Consider the following 20,836-nt stretch of genomic DNA (forward strand, 5'->3'; position numbering starts at 1 on the left):
CGAGCCTCGCTCGCTTTGCTGTCCTGCGGTCCAGTGCGCCTGCCTGCGCAGACGACGACGGCGCATGGGGAACGCGTCCCATGCGCCGTCAGATCACCCCGTCGGTCATGACCGGATCGCTCAACGGGCCAAGACCACCCCGATGATGAAGCCGGCCGCGCCCATCAGGAGCGAGAGCGTGACGATCATGACGACGAGGATCTTGTTCGAGCGGCTCTGCATCTCGGAGGCCCGCGCCAGCTCGTTGGCGTATGACTCCTTGTCGGCCTGCATCTCTCTCAGACGTGCCTTGTACCGCTTGGCCACTGAATCCTCGACCGTCGACAGCTGCTGGAGCAGGTCGGCGGCCCGTCGCACCTGGGAGTTGGTCTTCTCCTTCTCCAGGTCGAGGTTGTGCTGCCACTCGGCGTCCCGAGCCGTCATCTGCGTGATGGCGTCCTTGCGGTTGCGTTCGAGCTCGTCCTCCATCCGGCGGATCCGGTCGGCGTGCTCAGAGCGCACCGACTCCAGTTGGTCCTGCTGCTCCCGGCGCAGGACGCCGATCTCGTCCGTGGTCCGCAGGTGCTCGGCCAGTGCCTCGGACTGGGCGATGTCGGCCTTGCGGTTGTCGTCGACGATCCGCTGGATCTCGGACTTCCACTGGTTCAGGCGCTCTTCCTCGGCCGCCAGGTACTCCGACTGCTGTTCGGCCAGTACCTCGAAGATCCGCGTCTGCCCGGTCTGCATCTTCAGCGTCGCGTCCGAGCGCCGGACCCGCAGGATCTCCTGCTGGTTGTGCGCGTGGGTGTCCTCGATGTCCCGCTCGATCTCGGCAACGGAGTCGATCTGCTCACGCTCCATCTTCGAACGGTTGCGCTCCTTGTACTGCAGTTCCGCCGAGAGCGCCGCCTGCTGGGCCACCTTGGAGGCCTGCGACTCGTAGTCCTTGGCGATCTCCGCCCGGCGGGCCCGGATCTTCTCATCCTTCTCCGTCTGCCGCTGCTGGTGCTCGGCCTCGGCGGCGTCCTTCAGCAGCTTGTACCGGGAACCCGCGCGGTCGGTGGCCACATCGCGGATGACCTGCTCGGTGTGCGCCGACATGAGATTGACGTAGAGCGCACGCAGCTCGTCCTCGTGCGCGGAACGAAGCTGTGCCAGATCCGCGTTGGCCTGCCGGTTGAGCTGGGCGACCTGGTCGCCGAGCCATTCGGTCGCACCCTCGGGCACAGCGATCTGCACGACCGGCGCACCGATGGCGAAAGTGGCGTTGAACTCATCGAGCCGCACGTCCAGGTCCAGCTCCTCGGAGAGGAACCGGCGGGCAATGACGTCGCGCGCCTGAACCTGATCGACCAGCAGCACAGTGCCGCCGGCCTCCTGGTAATCGTCCTCGATGCCGTAGCCGGCGTCGGTCTCCTCGAAACCCTCGTAGCCGACCACCTCGTCGCCGTCGTAGTCCGGCGCCGACTCGACCGGGACGGTGCCCGCGTCGTCGATATCTGCGGCGTCCTCGTCGAGCATGGGTGCGTCCGCTCCTTCGTCCTCGTCGACGACGTCGCTGAAGAGCGACTCGTCGTACAGGCCCTTGTCAGCCCCCTCGTCACCGGGGGTCCCGTCAAAGATCGCGTCGCCCTCGTCCTCTCCGAGGACCGCGGGGGCAGTGGCTCCAGCCTCGGCGACCAGGCCGCTGTGCTCTTCCCATGCCTTCTTGCCCACGGCTTCTTCGAGGCTCGTGGTACCTGCAGCGACAAAGCGCGCCTGCGCCAAGGTCGCATCGTTCACCAGATCGACGAGCAGGTCGCCGCTGGGCTTCTGCCACACGACGGCCCAGGCGTAGGTGGCACCGGTGAGCAGCGAGTACTCCTCCATGCGCGCAAGAGTCTCGTCGGTGGGGATGATGCCGAAGACCTCCTCTTCGAGCATCTCCGCCGTGGCCACCGTGCGGATCTGGTCGGAGCTGATGAGCTCGATGATCGAGCCCTTCGCCTCGTCCCGGCCGTGCCGCTTGCTCAAGCCACCGATCGAGTCGGATGCGAGCACGAGCATCACCCAGGCCGTACCGCTGGGAAAGACGAACTGCGTGTTCGACCGCAGCAGCTCGACCGCCGCCGGGATCGCCGTCTCTCTCACCACGGAGGCCAGAAGTTCGTCGGGCTTCTTCTTCCGCCCCTTCCTGTGGCTTCCCGTTGTCGTACCCAGAATGCCCATTGATGCGCGATCCCTCCGCTAATAAAACACATTTTATCTGATTTATGAGTATCTTATCGCCTCTCTATCGCGGTAGGCAATCTCGTAGGGAATGAATGGGCTATCGACTCATGAGTCGACTAGTTCCCGCCGTCCTCGACCGGCTCATCGCACCGCGCTGACCTCGACGTAGGCGTCGGAACTCAGCAGGTTCTTGTCGTCGCTGACCAGGTCGCCGACGACGTCGATGCGGATCTGTCGTTCCGAGGGGTGCTCATTGAGGAAGGTCGCCACCGCGGTGGTGACCTCGTCGGTCAGCTTCGCCACAGCCGCACGCGCACCGCCGGCATCAGAGTCGGTATCGCCCTTGTCCTCGATGAGGTACTGCATGACCCTCGCATCGACGTCGACCCGCACGTTGTGCTTGACGAACACCTCCTGCACCATCTGGCGCAGCTTCTTCCGCACGATCTTTTGCTGCGTCGGCAGCGACAGCGGCTGGAAAGGCACGATCGCGTCGATACGGCCCAGCAACTCGGGCGGAAAGCGGTTGTCGCCCGTCGTCGAGGAGATCGAGCGGCGGATGAGCTTCTCGTACTCCAGCAGCTGCTTGCCCGACCCGGTGTCGTCCGCCGCGTACTGCGCGATGTCCTTGTAGATCTCCGAGCCGGCGTTCGTCGTGAGCACGATGTAGGTGTTGAGGAAGCTCACCTCGCGGTTGTTGTCGTCGTTGAGACGGCCGTCGTCGAGCACCTGCAGCAGTACGCGCGTGACCATCGCCGAGGCCTTTTCGACCTCGTCGAAAAGCAGCACCGCGTGGGAGAGGTCCCACACGCGCTTGGTGAGCTCAGAACGGAACGCCGCGAACGACGAGTCTTCGGCGTACTCCGTCATGTCGAACCGGATCAGGTGCCGCTGGTCGTCACCGAACAGCAGTCGTGCCAGCTGCTTCGTGAGCTCCGTGTTGTGCGTGACCACGAACTGACCAGCCTGGTAGAGGTGTTCTTCGTCGTTGACGTAGATGCACGACGAGCTCTGCTGCTCCGGCAGCTTCTCGATCGACGCGATGCCGACCATGTCGAACTTCTTCACGCGCTTACGACCCGAGGTCTCGATGACCGCCCGCCGTGCGATCTCGTGCTTGCGGGGGAGGGAGAAGAACCGGGCCTTATCCTCGTTGCCGACCTTCACGTGCACGGCGTACTCGGCCAGTTCGCGCCCGTCCTCCTTCGTGCGTATCCACGAGTTGATCGTGTTCGAGACGCCGAGCGAGAACAGCACCTCCCTAAGGTCCTCCGTGAGCCCCTTGGAGAACGTCGAGTACGAGACGTTGAAGCGGTCGTTCGAGCCGCCGATCGATCCGTCGGTGTCGAAAAGGCCCTGCACCAGCGCCCACCGCTGCTGTACCGATCCGTGTTTATACCTCTCCGGGATACGGCGCTCCGCCGAGCGCGAACCGATCAGATCGGGAACCGCGGCAAGCACGTCCTTCGTCTGGTACAGCGAATCGCGGCGGTCCTCCACCGGGCCGACGCCGACAGGTAAGACCCAGCTGTAGTTGTGCCCGTACGACTTCGGTGCCGATCCCAGCCATTCGCCCACCGTCCACACGGTGTGGTCGGCGTCGTCTCCGTCAGACGAGAGCGTCAGCTGCGTCTCGGTGAGGCACCCGTTGCCGATGAGGACGCCCAAGACGTACGGGTCTACGTCGAAGTCCTGCTCCGGCCAGTGCACCGGTCCGTTCGCCGGGATGAAGAACTTCAGATGCTCCCGAGAGTCGCCGGGATAGGTCCGCACGACGCCACGCTCGACCATTTCCTGCGTGCTCAGGACCATCGGCGCGACATCCTTGCCCGCATGCTTCTTCGACCGCTGCTTGTCTGTGTATAGCGTCCACAAGTGCGGTCCTCCAACGTCGAGAGTCCGGCCGTCCCAGAGGGTGACCCGGTAGACGTCCTGCATGCCCTGCGGGAAGTGTCCGAGCACCTCGACCGGGCGACCTTGGCGACCGAACACTCTGTCGCCCGGGACCAGGTCGCCGTGCAGCTTCCAGGTGGTCTCGCCGTCGCTCGAGTAGACAGGAACCTGCGTCGAGTCGATGCAGAATTTCCCCGTTCCCGTCGATCCCGTGAAGAGCATGGACGCCATGGGCCGCGTCGGGTCATGGAGGTCCGCCACCGACAACTGCAGACGACGCGCCACCGCGCCGGTCGCCCAGTCCTGGCTGAACACCTCGGCGTCCAGCTGCTGCTTGATCTTCGCGCCGTCGACCCGGAATGCGACGTTCACGTTCAGGGATTCCATGAGCACGTCCGAGAGCAGGTCCCGGTCCATCGGCCGGTGCGTCAGGCGATGCCAGCCGACCATGGAGTCGAGCACGAGGATCGACTTGCGCGGCTGGGCGCTGGCCGGCATGTAGCGCTGGGCGTACTCGTAGATCTGCCGGAAGATGTGGTCGTCGTAGAACTCGTCGGCCACGCCGTACCGTTCGGCCATGCCCTGCAGGATCTTGATGGTCGTCGCCTGGTCCGGCGGGTTGAGGTTGATGCGCTGCAGGCGCTCGACGAGCGGCTGGTTCGGCGAGATGTGCTTGTGGAACTCCTCGTAGGTCGTCGCCGCGATGATCCTGATGCCTCGGGTTCCCGAGGCCGCGAGGACCGGCTTGATCGCCTCGACGGCGGCGTCGGAGAGCTGGATGATCTGGTGGAACTCGTCGATGAAGAGCACCAGTTCGTGCTTCTCGTCCCTGACGAAGTCCTCGGCCTCGCCGAAGAAGCCCTTGAGCTTCGCGGCCATGTTCTCGGCGTTGCCCGCCTCGGAGATCATGCGCGCCGGGTCGACTTCGAGATAGAGGCGATCCGGATCCACGAGCATTGTGGCCTGGACCAATGCGGTCTTTCCCGTTCCGGCCTCGGCCAGTAGAAGCGCATTGCACAGCTCAGGACGGCTCATCGAGGCCAGCAGCTGCATCGTCTCGTGCTCACGTCCGACGATGTCGCGCTCGGCCTTCTTCAGTGGCTCCGAGAGCTTGGACAGGAGGGGGTAGCGCTCGTTGAGTCGTGCCTCGTGGAACATTCCGCGCAAGACCTCTCGACTGGACTGAAGATTCAACTGGAAAATCAGCCGAAATCCTATCACGAGTAGCATTCGATAGGGCATTGAATGGTGAATGTGAAAGGCCTCGGAGTCCACTCTGGGAGCCTTTCGTTCCGTGCACTGGTAGCGGGTCGCTCACCCGCCGTATTCGGACTCGTTGCCCTCCGGCGTTCTGGGGCTGCTCGAACTGGTAGTTGAAGCGCTCGCTGGCGGGGGCCTTGTTGCTCCCCTCCGCGCCGGCCTTACCCACCAACGCGCCCATGCGTCCGACCGGGTCCGCGCCGAACGAGGGTGAAGCCTTCGGCGTGTCCGCGGAGGTGGTCATCCCAGGAGCGAGAGCCGCTGGCTGCCGAGTCTGCGGCTGGCGCTCACGCGCCACCGGGTTGAACCGCGATCCCGGCTCGCCTGATGCCGGCGCCGACGGATAGCTGTGACGCGGCCCGCCGTGTGTGCTGAGCCCGGCCTGCGAGTTCGCCGCTGGAGCCCGCAGCTTGCTGAAGGTAGGTGCAACCCTGTCGGACTCCCGCAGGTCAGAACGAATGCCGGGCACCAAGAAGTCCCCTGAAGTTCCAGGGGACTCCGGGCGTGTCGCGGGTCAGGGCTTCGGCCACCCCTCGCGGTAGCCGGTGAAGCCCTTGAGCGGTTCGGCGACCTCAAGCATCAGCTCACCGAGCGCCGTGGCAGTGGCGTTGTTGCCAGCGCTGACCGGCTCGCCGTGGGGGGATGGGAAGTGAGTGCTGAGGGCAGCAAGACGGTGGGCCAGTCCGGCGCCGTTGCGCAGAGTCCGCATCGCGCTGGCGCCCGGCCGGTCAGGCAAGTTGGGCCAGGAACTTTTCGTGCAGCCAGCCGCTGGTTCCGCTGCGCAGGCCGGACTTCGAGCGCGCGGTCAGGGTGCCGTAGTACCAGGAGCCGCGGGCACAGCGGAGTTTGATCTTGTCGCCTCGGTACAAGAACCCCTTGCTCGCGTATCCCGTGCCGGGGCCTGATCTGTAGTGGAACGCGCTTGCGATGATCTTCCCGGCGTGGTCGCCGAAGCGGATCGTGCAGGTGGACGGTTCGGAGGCGGCCGCGGCGGTGGTCGAGGAGGCGAGGGTCAGCGCGGCGGTGGTGCTGAGGGCCACGGCCGTCGCCGTGAAGGCGCGTTTGAGGGGGCTCATCGTGGGGTGTCCTTCCGGCAGGGGAGTTTCTTGGGGTCGGGTGGGCTTCGAAAGCGGTGTGTGCTCTCGTGTTGGGCTCACGTCGTATGGAGGCCTTCGCTCTCCCAGGCCCTCAGGGCGTCGTAGTCGCGTACGACCTCGCTGCGTTCGTCCGCTGCCAGATAGGCGTAGCCCGGGGAGCTCAAGAGGTCAGTGGTCGGTTCAAGCAGAGAGCCGGGCTCGGCGGCGGAGGCTACGAACACCGCGGTCGGCAGTTCCTCGATCTTGCTTGCCGCGCTGGTGTTGGCCGGGCCGTGGAAGTGGTTGATGAGCTCGACGCATCGCAGAGTCCCAGCACACTGGACCTGGGAGTCGTTGAAGCTGAGCAAGGACATCGGATTGATCAGCGCTGTGGCCGCCAGTGAGGTCTGGGAGATGCCGCAAAACCGTTCGACGATGTGTGGTGCCGTGGCACCGCCAAGACGTGCCCCTGTCTCGATCAGGACGGGGCCGTCCGACGTGAGCATCACTTCGGTGTGCGCCGGCGTCTCGGTGATGCCGAGAGCCTCCAGGACGGAGAAGACGAAGGCCCGCAGGAGTCGGCCCTCCCGGCCAGACGCTGGGACGGGTTCCTCGAAGTCGTAGATCGGTGTGGAGGAGGTCAGGCCGCGCCGCTTGGTGTAGCGCCAGATTTCAGCAACGCGGTGGACGCCGCCTGCGGACACCGAGTTGATATAGAACTCCGTCCCGTGTACGACTTCCTGGACCAGGACGGCGGAGTTCGGTTCGCCGAAGGCGGTGCGGGAGGCGAGTATCTTCTGGCTGGCCTCGGCCACCTCCTGGGGTGTCTGACAGAACGTCACGTTGTCGGTCCCCGCGGAGGCCAGCGGCTTGACGACGGCCTCGGCCAGTTTGGAGGCCATGAACCAGTCCGCTGCTTCAGCCGCGGATCGGGCGACTGTGCCGTGTGGCGTCGCCAGGCCGGCGATGCGGACGGCGCTGGCCATGAGGGCCTTGTCCCGGCGTGCCCGCAGCCGCGCGGCTGAGTTCGTGGGCAGGTCGAGTGCGAGAGATACGGACTCGGCCAGCGTGACCCCGGACTCGGATCCGGCGACGACCCGTGCGACGCCGTTCCTCCTGAGCCAGGTGGTCAGTCTGGTGGTGTCGGGTGCGAAGCCGAGGTCGTGCGCGTAGTGCTCGGCCCGGAAAGCGCGCGCGAGGTAGGGGTTGACCTCCGGACGGCTCTGGATGTGTACGCACTCGTGCCCGAGGGAGTGCAGACGGTCGGCGAGTGCGGCTCCGGTGGAGTACCCGTCAACGATGGCTATTTTCATGCGGAAGACCTCATTCGCTTGTGGGGGAGAGGGCAGTCGCCCTGCGGCGAGCTGTGTGCGCAAGGGCCGCGACCGCCCCTGTCTGCGGCGTGATCCGTCACTCACCACTCCTGTGTGGGGAATTGACGGTCCGCAGAGCGTGGGCCAGAGGGATGCAGGCACATGCCGCGGCCACAGCGCTGATCACCAGCAGTCCGGCCACGAGGAGGCGGCCGCCGGCATGGAGCGCGATGGCAATGCCGAGCGGAGTGAGTGAGGCGAGAGCGGCCGCACCGCTCAGCACCGCCTGATAGCGGCCGGCGGATCCGGGTGGTGCGGCCGTCGCTACGTAGGCGCCCGCAGCCACGCTGTAACAGATTTCGCCCGGAACCATGAGCACGGCAGCGGTCGAGTAGCCGATGCTGCTGTGCTGCAGGGCGGCGAACCCCATGGCGGCACCCAGGAGCAGGGTGCCGGTGGCCATGATCGGTGCGATGGGGTACCTCATCCGGTCGTCGCTGCCGACCAGGAAGCGTGTGAGCGGCGGACTGAGGACGAGGACCGCCGCGGCGTTCGCCAGCATGGCGGTGCCGTAGGCAGTCGGGGGGAGCTTGTCTTCGCTCATGACGAGCGGGAGGACGCTGACCAGACCGTATGCGCAGATCATGGCCCCGACGGCTGCTGCGGTGATCCAGCGCAGCCCGCGATCGGACAGGACCTGTCGATACGAGATGTGGGAGTTGGATGAGCTGTGCAGCGGGCTGGGGGACAGTACCCGCCGGGCGATGACGGCGACGATCACGCAGGCTACGCCGTTGGCTATGAAGAGCAGTCGGTAGCCGTGGGCGTGGGCGAGATAGCCGCCGAGTCCTCCGCACACCGAGACGCCGACATTCGTGACCCAGTACGTCCAGCCCTGGGCTCGGGTGCGGCCGGCTTCGCTGTCGATGCGCTCGTGGATCTCGGCGGCGATGACCGGTCGGTGGATCTCCATGGTGCACCCGAGCAGGAACGCGATGCCCAGCAGCGCGGGCAGTGCGGTGAACAGGGCCAGGGCCAGGCAGGCCAGCGCGGAGAGTGCCATCCACAGGGTCAAGGTGGTGCGCTGTCCCAGATGGTCGGTCATCGCTCCGCAGGCGGCTTGCCCGAGGCACCAGCCCACGCCGAACAAGGTGAGCGCGGCGCCTGCTGCCACCGTGCCGTGACCGGCGCCGATGTAGTAGCCGAGGAAGTCGAAGGCGAAGCCGCTGGCCTTCAGAATGAGTGTGACGCCCAGGAGCGTCGCGATGAGTGTGCGGGGTGACGGACCAGGGGCCTGGGGGCGGACTTTCGCTGCTGGTGGGGCGGTGAGCGTCATGTCAGAGCGCCTGTCTGCTGCGGGACGGCAGACGCTTCGGGTCCCGTAGCGAGGTGGCGGGCCAGGTCGTGGGGGTCGGCGACGTAGTGCAGTGTGCGCATCCCGAGCCCGGCCGCGGCCACGCAGTTGACGGCGCGATCGTCGATGAAGAGCGTGCGGGCGGGGTCGGGGTTTCCGGCGGCGGCGAGTGCCTTTTCGTAGGCGGCCTGCGATGGCTTGCACGCCTTGATCCGGGCCGAGTACAGGGCCTCGGAGATCACCTCCCGGCGCCAGCGGGTGTCATCGACCGCGTCGGCGATCCAGGTCGGTGCGTTCGACAGCAGAACGACGGGAGTGCCGCTCGCCCGTATCGGGTGGAGCGCCTGCAGGACCTCGTCGTCCGTCCCCATCCACATCGCGGTCTCTGCCCGGCACAGATCGGCGAGCAGGTCGCCGTCGTCCCGGGTGGTCCCGCGCACCAGAGCGCGCCAGAACTCGGTGCCTCCGGCTTGTCCGGCGTCATACGGAGGACGCGCCTGCCAGAACTCCTGCTGGAATGCAGAGAGTTTGTCGATGGGCCAGCCGGCGCAGGCGGCGAGGTGCGCCCACTGCTGCTGAGTCGGCTGCCGGCCGATGACACCGTTCCAGTCCACGATGATCGCCTGCAGGTCGGAGAAGGCGGAACGCCTGGTCATGGGAGTCGGCTCCAAAGGGGTGGGAGATACGGGTTACAGGGGAGAGGAAGGCCCGCAGACCGCATCAGGGTCTGCGACGGGCGGGGTGCGCCGAGCGGGGCTTGCCGAGCTGGCCACTGCACGTCAGGAGGGTCGGCCCAGCGTCGGGATGGCCCATCCGGCGGCGCGCCAGCGGGCGCGGGTGCAGTTGGGTAGGGGTGTCCTCGGCGAGAGGTCGGTGGTCAGGCGATGGACGCGATGTCGGACACCGGCGTCGTCGAGGCGTTGAAGGTGGGCCCGGCCGTGGTCAGGTCACGGCGCATCGGCCCCATCGCTCCACGAGGGAGCGGTCCGGGGGCGCGTCGCGTCAGCGGCGCGCGGTGGTGCTAGAACCAGCTGGCGGCGACCCAGCCCTTCATGCCGTACGAGTTGCTGGACTGGGATTCGCCGTAGTACCAGCGGTTGCCGTACCGGTTGACGGTCGAGCACGTGACGTAGAACTGGCCGGCCGAGTCCAACGGCCCCTTCTTCTTGTAGGCCACGCCCGGGCCGGTGCGGATGGCCGGCCATTCGAGGTTGGGGCCTATCACGGTGTAGTTCTTGTCGTTGCGGGTGCACGCGCTGGAGCCGACCGCGGAGGCCGGGGTGGCGACGGCGGCGGCGCCGCCGAGCAGGATCGCGGTCGTCGTCGTCATGACGGCGTTCCGGAGCGCAGGTCGCGTGAGGGACATTCCTTGTCTCGTTGACGTGTTCCGCGAGTATGTCGAGGCACCCGCGGCAGTGAGGCCGACAGCGAGCATTCCGCTTGCGACGACGGCGAGTTCGCCAAGTGACATCCATGGGGCCTTTCGAATAAGGCTTGACTCGACCTCGGTCTCAGCCGACCGCCGGCTCATCGACCTCGACCTCCGCTGCCTGCTCCTGCTTGGCCTCGGGAGCCGGGGCCTGAGCCTGCGACTCCTTGGCCGCCGCCCGTGCCTCGCGGGCGGCGCGCATGGACGCGAACTGGTTGTCCAGCGTCTTGTCGTCGACCTTGAACTCGGAGGCCTCGACGGACTTGGTGTTGACCACCAGGCCAGTGCCGCGCGTCGCGGGCATCACGTTGCCCTTGAAGCCGTAGACGGTGCCGACCTCGTTGCCGTCCTTGTTCAGGATCGGCTCGGTGTTCGGACCCGCGGCCTTGACGATCTCCTCCATCTGGCCGGTGGAGTACGGAGCGCCGTTGTTGTAGCGGACCTTGCCGTCCTCACCCTGAACCCGATCGGACTTCAGATGCAGGTTCGTCTGCTCCGGACCGCGCGGATCTCGAGCGTCGAGCTGGACGTCGGCGTACTGGGACTTGCCGTCCTTGGTGACGCCGTTCTTGTAGACCTTCGCGATGAGGTTGACTCCGGTCATCGCGCCCTTGCCCTTGAGAAGTGCCATGATCTCTTCCTTCCGCTTTGTTCCGACTGCCCTCCGACAAGTCGGCCGCGATCAGTCACATCGTCCGGGCAAGACATTGGTCCCCGCCGAACGCTCTTCACGCTAATACTGTTATAGAGCATTCGACAAGAACGTGACTAGCCTTTCTGGTCACGTTGAAGGTCAGTCGAGATGGAAGGCGACTGCGAGTTGAATGCCATCCCGGCATCCACTGTGGCCACAGCCTGATCGACCTGGGCCTGGACCCGCACGACGAGGCCGGCGTCCAGCGACGAAGCCTTGGACCGCCGCATCCGCTCGGCCTGCTCGCGCCCGGCGCGCAGCTCCGCGATCCGGGAGCGCAACACGAGCGTGCCGGATTCCTCGTCCGTCTGCTGAGGCGTCAGCTCCCGGGAGACCCGTGCCATCGCCGCGACATCGTCCACCGGCAGATCGGGAATTGCCTCGGCCTGGCCGGACTGGTCCAGGTAGTCCATCGCCGCCAGCAGCAGCCGCCGGCGATCCCTGGTCGTCTCGACGAAGGTCCGGCGTGCCTGCGGCCCGATCTCGATGTCGGTGACGAAGTCGTATCCCAGGTGGTGCAGGTCCAGGGCCTTGACCTTGTCGAAGTCATACGCGGCACCGGCGACGATCTTGAAGTCCGTGCTGACCTCGTCGGTCTCCGCACTCGCCTGGTCCTCGGCGCTCGACCCCACGTGCAGCACCAGGGCAGAGGAAGCGAGATCAGCGCGCAGGCCGTCCAGCTTCTGGTCGTAGGACTGCTTCATCGTCCGGATGCGCGCGTCCAGCACCGCCCGGCCGCGCTTACCCTCGGTCAGAAGTCGGCCGCCGGGCTGATCGTAGATCCTCCGGCCCAGGTTCTCGGCCTCCTCGGAGTCATTCATCCGCTGTAGGGAGGCATCCGCGCGCAGCGCCATGAGCGAGAGCAGCCGCTGGCCGTAGGCCGCCACGTCCTGCTGCTGCTCGTACCACTGGCCGGCGTCCCCGAGGGAGGGCAGGAAGTGCCGGTACTTGCTCATCAGCCGCCTGTGGTAGTTCTCCTCGAAGCGGTAGAAGTCGTAGAGCGGGCGCGAGTCCTCGGCGGCAACGTCGGCTTTCTCGGCCTGTTCCCACTGCTGCGCGAGGTCGCGGTAGACCCCGGCCTTCTCCCGGTGATGCTGCAGGCGTGAGGCATAGCTGCGCAGTCGGAAGCCGAAGGAGATCAAGTCGGCCTCAGCATTCTCGTCTTCGCCCTGCCGGTCCGCGGCGAGCACCGCCATCTGCTGGTAGTCCATCCCCATGGCTTCGAGCATCGGCGTGCGCACCCACAACTCCGACTCCGGCATGGCCCGCAGCATCTGGTAGACGCCGTTGACGGCGCGCTCCATGATCTGCGTACGTCCCCGCTCGACCAGCTTCTGCCATTCCTCCGTGCTCAGAGACTCCTTCGCGCGGCGCTCGTTGGCGTAGTCGACGATGCGTTCCATGGCCTCCGGCATCGAGGACCCGGCACGGTCGAGTTGCTCCTTCACGACCTCGGTCACCAGTTGGTTCGCCTTGCGCATGCGGGCGTCATTCGAGCCGGCGCGCCACAACGTTCGATCTGCCGGCAGGCAGGCGAGCAGGAACTGCGGCAGGGACTCGGCGCGGATCCGCTCGTGCGCCCACCGCTTGATAAAGGTGGTGACGTTGCGCCGCTCGTAGCCGACGGCGCTGGAGAGATGCGCCACCGACTGCTTCTCATCGAGCCAGGCGTCAACACCGCGGCGGAGCCTGGACTTGTGCCGGTCCAGGAGCTTGCCGCGCTGCGTACCGTTCTTCGTCACCTGGCCCCGGCCGCCGTCGACCATGGCTAGGTGGCAGTGCACGTGCTCGGTGTCGACCTGGATGACCCCGACGTAGCGCAGGTCGTCGAAGCCGCTGGTGCCCGAGCTCATCCGCTCCAGACCGTGCATGATCGCCATGCGCAGCTTCATCTGGTCGATGTGGCCGCGGTAGTCGCCGCGTGCCTCGCAGTGGAAGTCCTGATCGACGATGCGGTGCTTCCGCAGGTACTCCTCGTCGAAGGACAGCACCGTCTTGAGCACGGTCTTGCCGTTCTCGAAGTGCTGCTGGATGTCCTTGCCTGCCGCGCGCAGCTGCTCGTCGGAGAGCGAGACCGAGCCGTAGCCGAAGGCCACGCCGCCGGCACCCTGGGCCTGGCGCATCTCATGTTTCGCCGCGCCCCGCGAGGTATAGGCGCGCTCGACGGCAGACGCCCGCGCCATGTAGCGCATGATGAAGTCGTCGGTGCGCAGGCGCTGGATGGGAGCCAGCGACTCGGTCGCCTGCTCGCGGGCCATGTACCGGGTGACGTAGTCACCCGGCGTCGCACCGCGCGATCCGTTGCCGCCGGGCAGCGGCACGCTGAATTCGTTGATCACGATGATGTCCTGCTTCAGGCCCAACGTCGCTCTCCCTCCTGTCTCGGCAGCGATGCACTACGGCCCCGGTTGCTGCTCGCCAGCAACCGGGGCCGCACTCGTCATGCCTGATCCGTCCTCAAGACCCCAGGCTCTGCTCGCCGTCCTCGCCGAAGTCCAGATCGGCCGCATGCTGGGCCACCTGGCGCTTGCGCTCGTCCAGACTCGGAGCGGGCTTGACCTCACGTTGCCGGGACTCCTGCTCCTGCTCCTCCAGCTCCAAGAGATCCAGGTTCAGGTCGCGGTTGCGCTGCGCCTCACGGGCCGGAACCGGGGGAGCGAACGGCTCCTCCTGCTCCTCAGCCGTCTGCAACGCTGCCGCCACGCGCTCCCGGTAGAGGTTCTCCGTGGTGCCCTCGGTGCTCGCGCGCTCGGTCTGGTACTGCTCCTGTTCGGCGGCGATCTCCGCCTCGATCTGCTGCAGACGCGCGCTCATGTCGTCAGCGACCGGCGCTGCCTCAGGCACGGGCGCTCCGACGACCTGCTTGACCTCGGTGTCCAGGCCCAGCTCGTCCTCGGTGAACAGCGAGTTGAGCGCGTCCGAACGTGCCTTCAGCCCGCGCGCATCGACTACGGCCTCAGCCCGCGGGACGCCGTCCTTGGAGTGGTCGGCGAAGTAGCCCGCGAGGTCGTAGCCGCTGGACTCGAGATCGATCTCCAGGCCCCCGATGTCGTGGATCTGGGTGAAGACCACGGGCACATCGCCTTCGGTCTGCGCCCCCGACGGAGCGAGCACGAGCATGTCCGCCGTGGCTGGCAGCTCCCACTCGATCCCGGTGACCTGTTCGGGAACTGCGAAGCCGCTCGTGAAGTAGCCCTTGCTGGCGAGCACGACCAGCTGGTGGTCGTCGAACTCGTAGAAGGCGTCTACCTTCTCGCCCTGGCCGGGGGAGTAGGTCACCTGGGAGATGCCGAACGGCAGGGCCCTGGCCGGGGTGACCGAGCGCAGCTCACCCGTCATGTGCAGATACGGGCGGTAGTTCTCCTCCTTGCCCCGGTGCTTGAGATCGAGCGATTCGACCATGACGCCGAGCTCGGCGGTCACCCCCTCCAGCCGGTACGTCTCCACTCCCCGTTCACGCAGGACACGGTGGGCCCATACGTCGTTCATCGTCAGTCCTGCGGTGCGCATCACTTGCTCCTCTTGCGGTTGGTCTTGCTCTGGTTGGTGGTCCTGGTCGTGGACTTCGGTGTGACGTCGGCCCCGGTCGCCTCGCCTCGGGCGTCCCGGATCTGCGCGATCATCCGCGTTGCCCGGCGCCACATGCCGCGCATCACGACGATCTCGCCCGCGGCGAGCAGTGCGATCAGGAAGACGAGCGGCATCAGCCACATGGCGATGGTTCCGTCCGCACTGAGCGCACCCCGGGATGCGCCCGACCGCTGGTGCAGCCATGCGCCCATCAGCGGGATGATGACCACGGCCGTGATGAACGCCAGCAGGTAGTCGGCGAGAAGGACGATGGCCCGGAAGAACCCCGCCCACACCACGACGGAGAACCTGCCGGTCTCCTTCTTCGGGGCCAGACGCCGCCATCCGGTGCGCAGCTTCGAGTCCTTCTGCTCCTTCACGGGCTTCGCCGTGGTCTTCTTCGCCGTCGCGGCCGTGCTCGTCGGGGCGGTCGTCTCGGTCTTCTCCAGGGTCTGGGTCGACATGTTCGTGTCCTTACGTCTCGTCGGTGTCTTCTGGGGTGCGTGCTGAAGCGGTGGGCGCTTCGTTCACCCGGTCGGCTTGGCGGAGGGCTGTTCCTCGCTGGCGGCAGCCAGGGCGTCGCGGGTCTTGCTGGAGGCCCGATAGGCGTCCAGCGACGTCACCGTGCCGTCCTCAGAGGTGAAGTAGGTGAAGACCACGAACTCGCTCTTGGCAGCGCTGTTCTGATCCGGTCCAACGCGGATTGGATCGAGCCGGGCCACCCCCGTGTAGGAGTAGTTCAGGCCCTGCACCCGACTCACATCAATGTCCAGATCAGAGAGCGTGTACGTCGTCCCAGCGCCCTTCGTGGCTCCGGTCGCCGTCATCCACTCCGGCACGAACTCGGTGAGCACCCGGGACTTGTTGTCGAGGAAGCCGTAGCGCGCGTCGAGCAGTACCTGCTGCTCCTTGACGGTCCGGGTCGACGCCGAGCTGTCGGTGAGGGTGAGCAGGAGGGACCGACCCGTCGCCCTGTCACGGTTCACCCGCTCGATGTCCATACCCGGCAGCTGAACCAGCAGCGCCGTGTGCTGTGTTGCGAGCTTGGCCCGGGCGTCGCCGAGGTTGCTTTCGAGCTTCTGAACAACCGCATCGGCCTGGGTGTCCGACGCGGCCGGGCCGTCGCTGAGCAGGCCGGCTCCGAGCGTGACCACCGAGAGCGTGAGCAGCGCTCCAGTACCGCCGAGCAGAATCTTCCCGGCGTGCTGGCACAGCTTGTCCTTGACCTCCTCCTTCACGATGCCTTCACCTCCTGTTTCAGGGCCTCGCCGGTGGCCGTCGTGCCGGTCTGGATGTTCACGAACGCCTTGCGGACCAGGTTGTAATCAGCGCGGGCCCAGGCCAGCACCGCCGGCCTCTCGCCCGCACCCGTCCTGGTCTCCATCGCCAGCCAGGTCACCGTGATGGTGCTGTCGTCGTTGACCAGGTAGGGCACCCGGGCGACCCACTCAAAGCCGGAGTCGAAGCTCATCGGGATCCCGACGCCGGCCGCCACGTCCTTGTCACTGGCGAGCAGGTACCACGGCCCCAGGTCCGCCGGGTGCACAGAGGGGGCGAAGTAGGGGATGAGGTTGCGCAGCGTCGACTGAGACGTCGCCGTGTCGAGCGTGCCGCCGTCTGCCGCCACGCTGGGCGTCAGGTAGCGGTAGTCGTTCTGCAGCTTCGCGACCTGACCAGCCGCCGTCAGGGCCGCGGTCAGACCACGCTCGGCGTCGTCGGCCTTCGGCAGCGCCGCCGTCTTCGCCTCGGTGGTCCGGATCTGCTCCTGCAGAGAGGAGATCTCCGGCGCAGCCCTATCGCCTACCGCGTTCTGACCGCCGGAGAACCCTGCGGAGAGTACGAAGCACAGCAGTGCGCCCACACCCATGCTCACGCCGGCCACGAGGGTGCGCTTGCGCAGGCCGCCCGCGGGCTCCGTCTGCTCAGGAGTGTCTGCGCCCTCCTGTGAGGACGTGGACGTCGCGACGAAGCGCGTCTTGCGCACTGCGCCCCCACCCGACTCGTCGGCCTGTGTCGATGCCATTTAGTCCTCAACTCGCCATTTCACTCGAATACCAGAGAAACTCTATCAATAAGACGAGTTGAAAGGTTGTGTGGGTCATCCTGAATAGCGAGTCTCGCCACTCGCCGGGACGCCGGAGAGATTCGAGACCTTGCCCTGGGCGTCGACCGTGACGAAGAGCAGTGCGCGCCGGTGCGCCGTGACACTGGCTTTGCTCGCCTTGTTCTGGGACACCGCGTCGGAGGTGACCTCGACGTCGGCCAGGATGGCGTAGGTGTAGACGCCCGCCTTGACGTCGACGACCTCGATGTCCGGATCCGCGCCGAGGGCCGAGTTCAGGCCGACCGTGTCGATGTAGTAGTAACGCCGCCCCTGGGAGTCCTCGTTGAACCTCGACGAAGGCATGAACGACTTCAGGAACGTCTCGTTCTCGGCGAGGCCGAACCGGCTCTTCAGGCTCTCGCGCGCCGCCTCGTAGCTCTGTCCCGAGTCCCACGTGAAGGCCATCGAAAGCAGCGACTTGATGCGCTCACCGTCGGTGCTCAGCCGGTTCTGGCTGACACCCAGCGCCGCCAGAACGTCCGCGTTCACCTGCTCGGCGTTCTTCTTCTGGATGCCTGCCACCTGTTCCTCGACGTCGTTGATCTGGGCTTCCTGCTCAGCCAGGGCCGCGTGCTGGCTGCTCCAGGTCACACCGGCAACCGTCGCGACGACTGTGAGGACCGCTGCCGTCACCAGGGCCGAGAGGTTGCGCCGGAAGAATCCCCACCGCGTGGGTGCTGCCGGCTGCTCCGTCATCGCTCCCCGCCCTTCTTCTGTGTGCCCGTGCCGCTGAGTTCAGGGACTCCGGACCCGGCCGGCATCTTGATCGCGGGGTTCTCGTACTGAGCACCGGTGGCGGTCACCACGAGCGCCAGGTGGCCGAAGGCCCCCGTCGTGCCGCTGCGCACGTAGCGCGTGCTCGCCCAGGCGAGCACCTCACCGCTCTTCGTGTCCCGGCACAGCCAGACGACGTTCGCCTGGTTCGTCGCGCCCGAGCCGTTCTTCACGCTCAGGTCGGGCATCACCGTCTCGACCTTCCATGCGTACGTGCTCGGGGCAGCTGCGTTCTGGCCGTCGTAGCGGATGTACCAGGCATGGCGCGGATCGATCTCGGTGGTCGCATCGAACGGCGTCAGCGACGAGGTGCTGTACGCCTCCTTGTCGCTGACCAGGAAGGAGTCCCTGCTGAACAGCGGTGCCATGTCCCGGCGGTGCTTGATGATCTCCAGCGTGGCCCGGTTCGGGGCCCCGTTGTTCGGGCTGGGCTGGACGCCGGTCTGGTGATACAGCGTGGCGAAGGTCTGCTCCCCGGTCGCGACCTTCTTCGCGTCGGCGGCTGCCGCCTCGGTGAGCTTGGACAGCTGCGCGCCGGCGTCCGCCTTCACAGGCGTGGACTGGGCATCATCCAGCTGCCCCTTGAGCTGGACGATCTGGGCCTCGTTGTCCGCCGTGCTCGCCTTGAAGCTCTCGCCGGCCACGCCCGTGGCGACGACCAGGGCGAGGATCCCGACCCCCATCACCGCGGTCACGCTGCGCCGGATCAGGCGCGCGTTGTCCTCCGGGCTGCGTGCCTGGACCCGTTCGCGCTGGCGCATCGTCCAGCCCGCGAAGCGCTCTTCGAGCTCGGCTCCGGTGACCTTCTTGCGCGTCTTCGGTGCCGCGGGCTTCTCCTCGGGCGTCGACCCGGTCTTCTGCTCGGGGCCCGTGCTCTCGGACTCGTCATGGACTGTCGTCACGGAACACACTCCTGACTCCACGTTGCTCTCATAAACGACTCGAGTCTATCCCGAAAGGCATTTGTGACCGACTCGCGGTCCATTCGATAAGGGCTCCAAAAGGCGAAGCTGACACGCAGGGCCTGCACCGGACATGAAGAAGCCGGTGCCCGGATCGCCGGGCACCGGCTTCTCGCTCCCAGACCAGATGCTGCGCATCAAGCCTTCTTGATCTTGTCGGAGGGAAGCATCGCATCCGACATGTCCACGAACTTCCAGCCCTCGGCCGCCATCCGCGCCGCGCTGTCGACACGGACCCGGCCCATGAAGGCGCAGTAGCCGGCCTCGCCGAGGATGACCTTGTCGCCCTGGACACCGAGCACCACGAGGGTGTGGCCGGCAGGACCGGAGCCCGGGCCGGAACCCACCGAATACGCCGTCGGAGTCGAAGACGACTGCTTGCCGGTCTCCCTCGCGATCTTGTACGCCGTCTCCTTGCCGTCACCGGCCGGGTAGGTCTGGAACGTCGTGTACTTGTTCACGAAGTAGGTCGAGAACGACACGCAGTTCTCAGCGTGATTGCTCCCGCACGGGCCAGGACCACCCTGGTCGCCGTAGCGGTCGTCGAGGAACTTGTCGCCCTCCTTGTTGAAGAGGTCGACGAGGGCCTGAGCCTCTTCCTGAGTCATCCCGCCGTCCTTCAACGAGACGGAACTGCCGCCCTTGGTGCTGCAGTTGCCCAGGATCGTGTTGATGCCGTTGACGATGTTCTCGATGATCCCGCCAACGATGTTCTTGACGTCGCCCACGATCGAGCTGTCGACCGACCAGCCGCTCATCTTGCCGAACCACATCTCGGCGTTGTCGCCTCGTGCGGTGAGCCCGGCCGCGCCGTCAGTGGAGCGCTCCCAGTTCTCGTGGAAGTGCAGCGCCGCCGCACGCGGCGAGCCCTGCGACGTCTTGAGCATGTACTTGAAGACCGTGACATCGCCCGGGTTGTCACCATCGACCATGAAGGCCAGCTGGGCCTTGATCGTGAACCAGTCGATGCCCTTGCTCTTCGCGTACTGGCGCAGCAGCGTGTTGCGGCCGAACGTCCACTGCCCGAGACCGATGCCGTTGTCCGTGGTCTGTGCGGCGCTGGCCTTCTCGGCAGTCATGGCATACGTCCCCGTGGAGAAGTTCTGCACGCTCGTCGGGTCAATCCCGGATTCCTGCGACCAGTTGCCGAGGATGCCCGCGATGTTCTCCTTCGGCATCCCCCAGCTGCTGAGCACCGAGTAGATCTCCTTGGCGTTCCTCTCCACGCCCGCCGGGACGGTGGCCCCGGAACCGTTGCCGACGCTACCCGCGTTGACGACGCACGCCGTCCCGTTCGCCTTGATGCCGCCTTCGGTCAGCGCCGCCGAGTTGAGGACGCCGGTCAAGACCGTGCCCAGCAGAGCGACGGTGGCGGTCACCGCGGCCACACCCGACATCGCTGCCGCTACAGGGGCCATCGTCGCCGTGACGGCGACGCCCAGGACCGCGCCGACCCCCTTGGCTATAAAGCTGCCGATCGCCATGAACGGCGCAGCGATCGCATGACCAACCGCCTTGATGATGTTGACGATCAGCGTCCACAGCAGCTTCCCGGCGTTGACGGCCATCGCGATGGCGGCGAAGAACATGGACTTCAGCCAGTTCAGAAGGGCCATGGCCATGACCACCCCTATGGCCGGCGGAGCAGCAGCCGCGCCACCGCCGACGGCGACGCCCTTGGCCGCCTTCGAGCCCAGGCTTTCGTCGTCCTTCGACGCACCGCGTTCGTAGCCCGTGCCGCCGGCACCCAGCTCGCGCTGGTCGGCCGGCTTGGCGTCCGGGCTGCCACCGGTGACCTTGGACACGCCCTTGACCGCGTCCTGGACCCCCTCGACGCCGACGTTCTTCGCTGCGCCAACGGCGGCTCCCGGAAGCCCGCCAGCCTGTGCGCCGGCCACGGCACCGGAGACGGCAGCTCCTGCGAAGCGCCCGGCGTTACGGCGGGTCGCGCTGCTGCCGTCTCCCTCGACCGCCTTCTGGGCCGCGCCTCCGGCCATGTTCCCGGCGACGCCGTTCATGCCCTGCTTGATCATCGACCCGGCACTCGCGGCACCAGTAGCCTTGCTCGCGGTCTCCGCGGTGTCTTCTGCAGCGTCCGGCATCTTCGGCGCAGTGTTCGCCGAGCCAGAAGGACCAGAAGAATCAGCCCCCGGCCCCGGGAGCTGCTTGGGCACGCCGGCCTTGCCCTCGGGAGGCTTCTCGATGCCCTCCTCAGGG

17 protein-coding genes are annotated in these 20,836 nt (G+C 66.6%); all 17 read right to left on the reverse strand.

The features are described 5' to 3' along the window. Positions 1–120 precede the first annotated feature (120 nt). Positions 121–2,187: a hypothetical protein gene (locus tag ACIRA5_RS00300; RefSeq protein WP_403685876.1), complete on the reverse strand. Its 2,067-nt coding sequence runs from the start codon at positions 2,185–2,187 to the stop codon at positions 121–123. Positions 2,188–2,331: 144 nt separating this feature from the next. After that, positions 2,332–5,241, reverse strand: coding sequence for an AAA family ATPase (locus ACIRA5_RS00305; protein ID WP_403685878.1), 2,910 nt, complete (start codon positions 5,239–5,241; stop codon positions 2,332–2,334). A 616-nt stretch (positions 5,242–5,857) separates the two neighbouring features. After that, positions 5,858–6,052, reverse strand: a complete 195-nt coding sequence (locus ACIRA5_RS00310) for a hypothetical protein (RefSeq protein ID WP_403685879.1) — start codon at positions 6,050–6,052, stop codon at positions 5,858–5,860. Positions 6,053–6,071: 19 nt separating this feature from the next. Beyond that, positions 6,072–6,419 carry an SH3 domain-containing protein gene (locus ACIRA5_RS00315; RefSeq protein ID WP_403685880.1) on the reverse strand — a complete coding sequence of 116 codons (348 nt, stop codon included), beginning with the start codon at positions 6,417–6,419 and terminating at the stop codon, positions 6,072–6,074. A 77-nt stretch (positions 6,420–6,496) separates the two neighbouring features. Continuing rightward, complete coding sequence (locus tag ACIRA5_RS00320) at positions 6,497–7,732, reverse strand: ATP-grasp domain-containing protein (RefSeq protein WP_403685881.1); 1,236 nt, start codon at positions 7,730–7,732, stop codon at positions 6,497–6,499. A gap of 97 nt (positions 7,733–7,829) precedes the next feature. Beyond that, a complete protein-coding gene (locus ACIRA5_RS00325; RefSeq protein WP_403685882.1) occupies positions 7,830–9,068 on the reverse strand; it encodes an MFS transporter in 1,239 nt (412 codons plus the stop codon). Continuing rightward, complete coding sequence (locus ACIRA5_RS00330; RefSeq protein ID WP_403685883.1) at positions 9,065–9,742, reverse strand: HAD-IA family hydrolase; 678 nt, start codon at positions 9,740–9,742, stop codon at positions 9,065–9,067. The genes ACIRA5_RS00325 and ACIRA5_RS00330 overlap by 4 nt, the downstream gene beginning before the upstream one ends. 365 nt (positions 9,743–10,107) lie before the next feature. After that, positions 10,108–10,416 carry a hypothetical protein gene (locus ACIRA5_RS00335; protein ID WP_403685885.1) on the reverse strand — a complete coding sequence of 103 codons (309 nt, stop codon included), beginning with the start codon at positions 10,414–10,416 and terminating at the stop codon, positions 10,108–10,110. 181 nt (positions 10,417–10,597) lie between these two features. Continuing rightward, positions 10,598–11,146, reverse strand: coding sequence for a hypothetical protein (locus ACIRA5_RS00340; protein ID WP_403685887.1), 549 nt, complete (start codon positions 11,144–11,146; stop codon positions 10,598–10,600). Positions 11,147–11,283: 137 nt separating this feature from the next. Beyond that, positions 11,284–13,572, reverse strand: a complete 2,289-nt coding sequence (mobL, locus tag ACIRA5_RS00345) for a relaxase MobL (RefSeq protein WP_403685888.1) — start codon at positions 13,570–13,572, stop codon at positions 11,284–11,286. 94 nt (positions 13,573–13,666) lie between these two features. Continuing rightward, positions 13,667–14,719, reverse strand: a complete 1,053-nt coding sequence (locus tag ACIRA5_RS00350) for a hypothetical protein (RefSeq protein WP_403685889.1) — start codon at positions 14,717–14,719, stop codon at positions 13,667–13,669. Further along, complete coding sequence (locus ACIRA5_RS00355; RefSeq protein WP_403685890.1) at positions 14,719–15,243, reverse strand: hypothetical protein; 525 nt, start codon at positions 15,241–15,243, stop codon at positions 14,719–14,721. Before ACIRA5_RS00355 ends, ACIRA5_RS00350 begins: the two co-directional genes overlap by 1 nt. A gap of 63 nt (positions 15,244–15,306) precedes the next feature. After that, a complete protein-coding gene (locus tag ACIRA5_RS00360; protein WP_403685891.1) occupies positions 15,307–16,017 on the reverse strand; it encodes a hypothetical protein in 711 nt (236 codons plus the stop codon). After that, positions 16,014–16,802 (reverse strand): hypothetical protein, encoded by a 789-nt coding sequence (locus tag ACIRA5_RS00365; protein WP_403685893.1) that lies wholly within the window; start codon positions 16,800–16,802, stop codon positions 16,014–16,016. Before ACIRA5_RS00365 ends, ACIRA5_RS00360 begins: the two co-directional genes overlap by 4 nt. Before the next feature lie 75 nt (positions 16,803–16,877). Next, positions 16,878–17,579 (reverse strand): hypothetical protein, encoded by a 702-nt coding sequence (locus ACIRA5_RS00370; protein WP_403685894.1) that lies wholly within the window; start codon positions 17,577–17,579, stop codon positions 16,878–16,880. Further along, a complete protein-coding gene (locus tag ACIRA5_RS00375; protein ID WP_403685896.1) occupies positions 17,576–18,559 on the reverse strand; it encodes a hypothetical protein in 984 nt (327 codons plus the stop codon). Before ACIRA5_RS00375 ends, ACIRA5_RS00370 begins: the two co-directional genes overlap by 4 nt. Before the next feature lie 197 nt (positions 18,560–18,756). Beyond that, positions 18,757–20,721 carry a phage tail tip lysozyme gene (locus ACIRA5_RS00380; protein ID WP_403685897.1) on the reverse strand — a complete coding sequence of 655 codons (1,965 nt, stop codon included), beginning with the start codon at positions 20,719–20,721 and terminating at the stop codon, positions 18,757–18,759. Between the last annotated feature and the right edge of the window lie 115 nt (positions 20,722–20,836).

It is taken from the genome of Streptomyces sp. NPDC096311, assembly GCF_044763085.1.
In the GTDB taxonomy this organism is placed as follows: Bacteria; Actinomycetota; Actinomycetes; order Streptomycetales; family Streptomycetaceae; genus Streptomyces.

Coding starts and splice junctions, on each gene's coding strand:
- ACIRA5_RS00330 (WP_403685883.1), bottom strand. CDS start 9,742: ATGACCAGGCGTTCCGCCTTCTCCGACCTGCAGGCGATCATCGTGGAC.
- ACIRA5_RS00355 (WP_403685890.1), bottom strand. CDS start 15,243: ATGTCGACCCAGACCCTGGAGAAGACCGAGACGACCGCCCCGACGAGC.
- ACIRA5_RS00350 (WP_403685889.1), bottom strand. CDS start 14,719: ATGCGCACCGCAGGACTGACGATGAACGACGTATGGGCCCACCGTGTC.
- ACIRA5_RS00340 (WP_403685887.1), bottom strand. CDS start 11,146: ATGGCACTTCTCAAGGGCAAGGGCGCGATGACCGGAGTCAACCTCATC.
- ACIRA5_RS00380 (WP_403685897.1), bottom strand. CDS start 20,721: ATGCCGGACGCTGCAGAAGACACCGCGGAGACCGCGAGCAAGGCTACT.
- ACIRA5_RS00370 (WP_403685894.1), bottom strand. CDS start 17,579: ATGACGGAGCAGCCGGCAGCACCCACGCGGTGGGGATTCTTCCGGCGC.
- ACIRA5_RS00310 (WP_403685879.1), bottom strand. CDS start 6,052: ATGCGGACTCTGCGCAACGGCGCCGGACTGGCCCACCGTCTTGCTGCC.
- ACIRA5_RS00365 (WP_403685893.1), bottom strand. CDS start 16,802: ATGGCATCGACACAGGCCGACGAGTCGGGTGGGGGCGCAGTGCGCAAG.
- ACIRA5_RS00320 (WP_403685881.1), bottom strand. CDS start 7,732: ATGAAAATAGCCATCGTTGACGGGTACTCCACCGGAGCCGCACTCGCC.
- ACIRA5_RS00315 (WP_403685880.1), bottom strand. CDS start 6,419: ATGAGCCCCCTCAAACGCGCCTTCACGGCGACGGCCGTGGCCCTCAGC.
- ACIRA5_RS00305 (WP_403685878.1), bottom strand. CDS start 5,241: ATGTTCCACGAGGCACGACTCAACGAGCGCTACCCCCTCCTGTCCAAG.
- ACIRA5_RS00335 (WP_403685885.1), bottom strand. CDS start 10,416: ATGACGACGACGACCGCGATCCTGCTCGGCGGCGCCGCCGCCGTCGCC.
- ACIRA5_RS00325 (WP_403685882.1), bottom strand. CDS start 9,068: ATGACGCTCACCGCCCCACCAGCAGCGAAAGTCCGCCCCCAGGCCCCT.
- ACIRA5_RS00300 (WP_403685876.1), bottom strand. CDS start 2,187: ATGGGCATTCTGGGTACGACAACGGGAAGCCACAGGAAGGGGCGGAAG.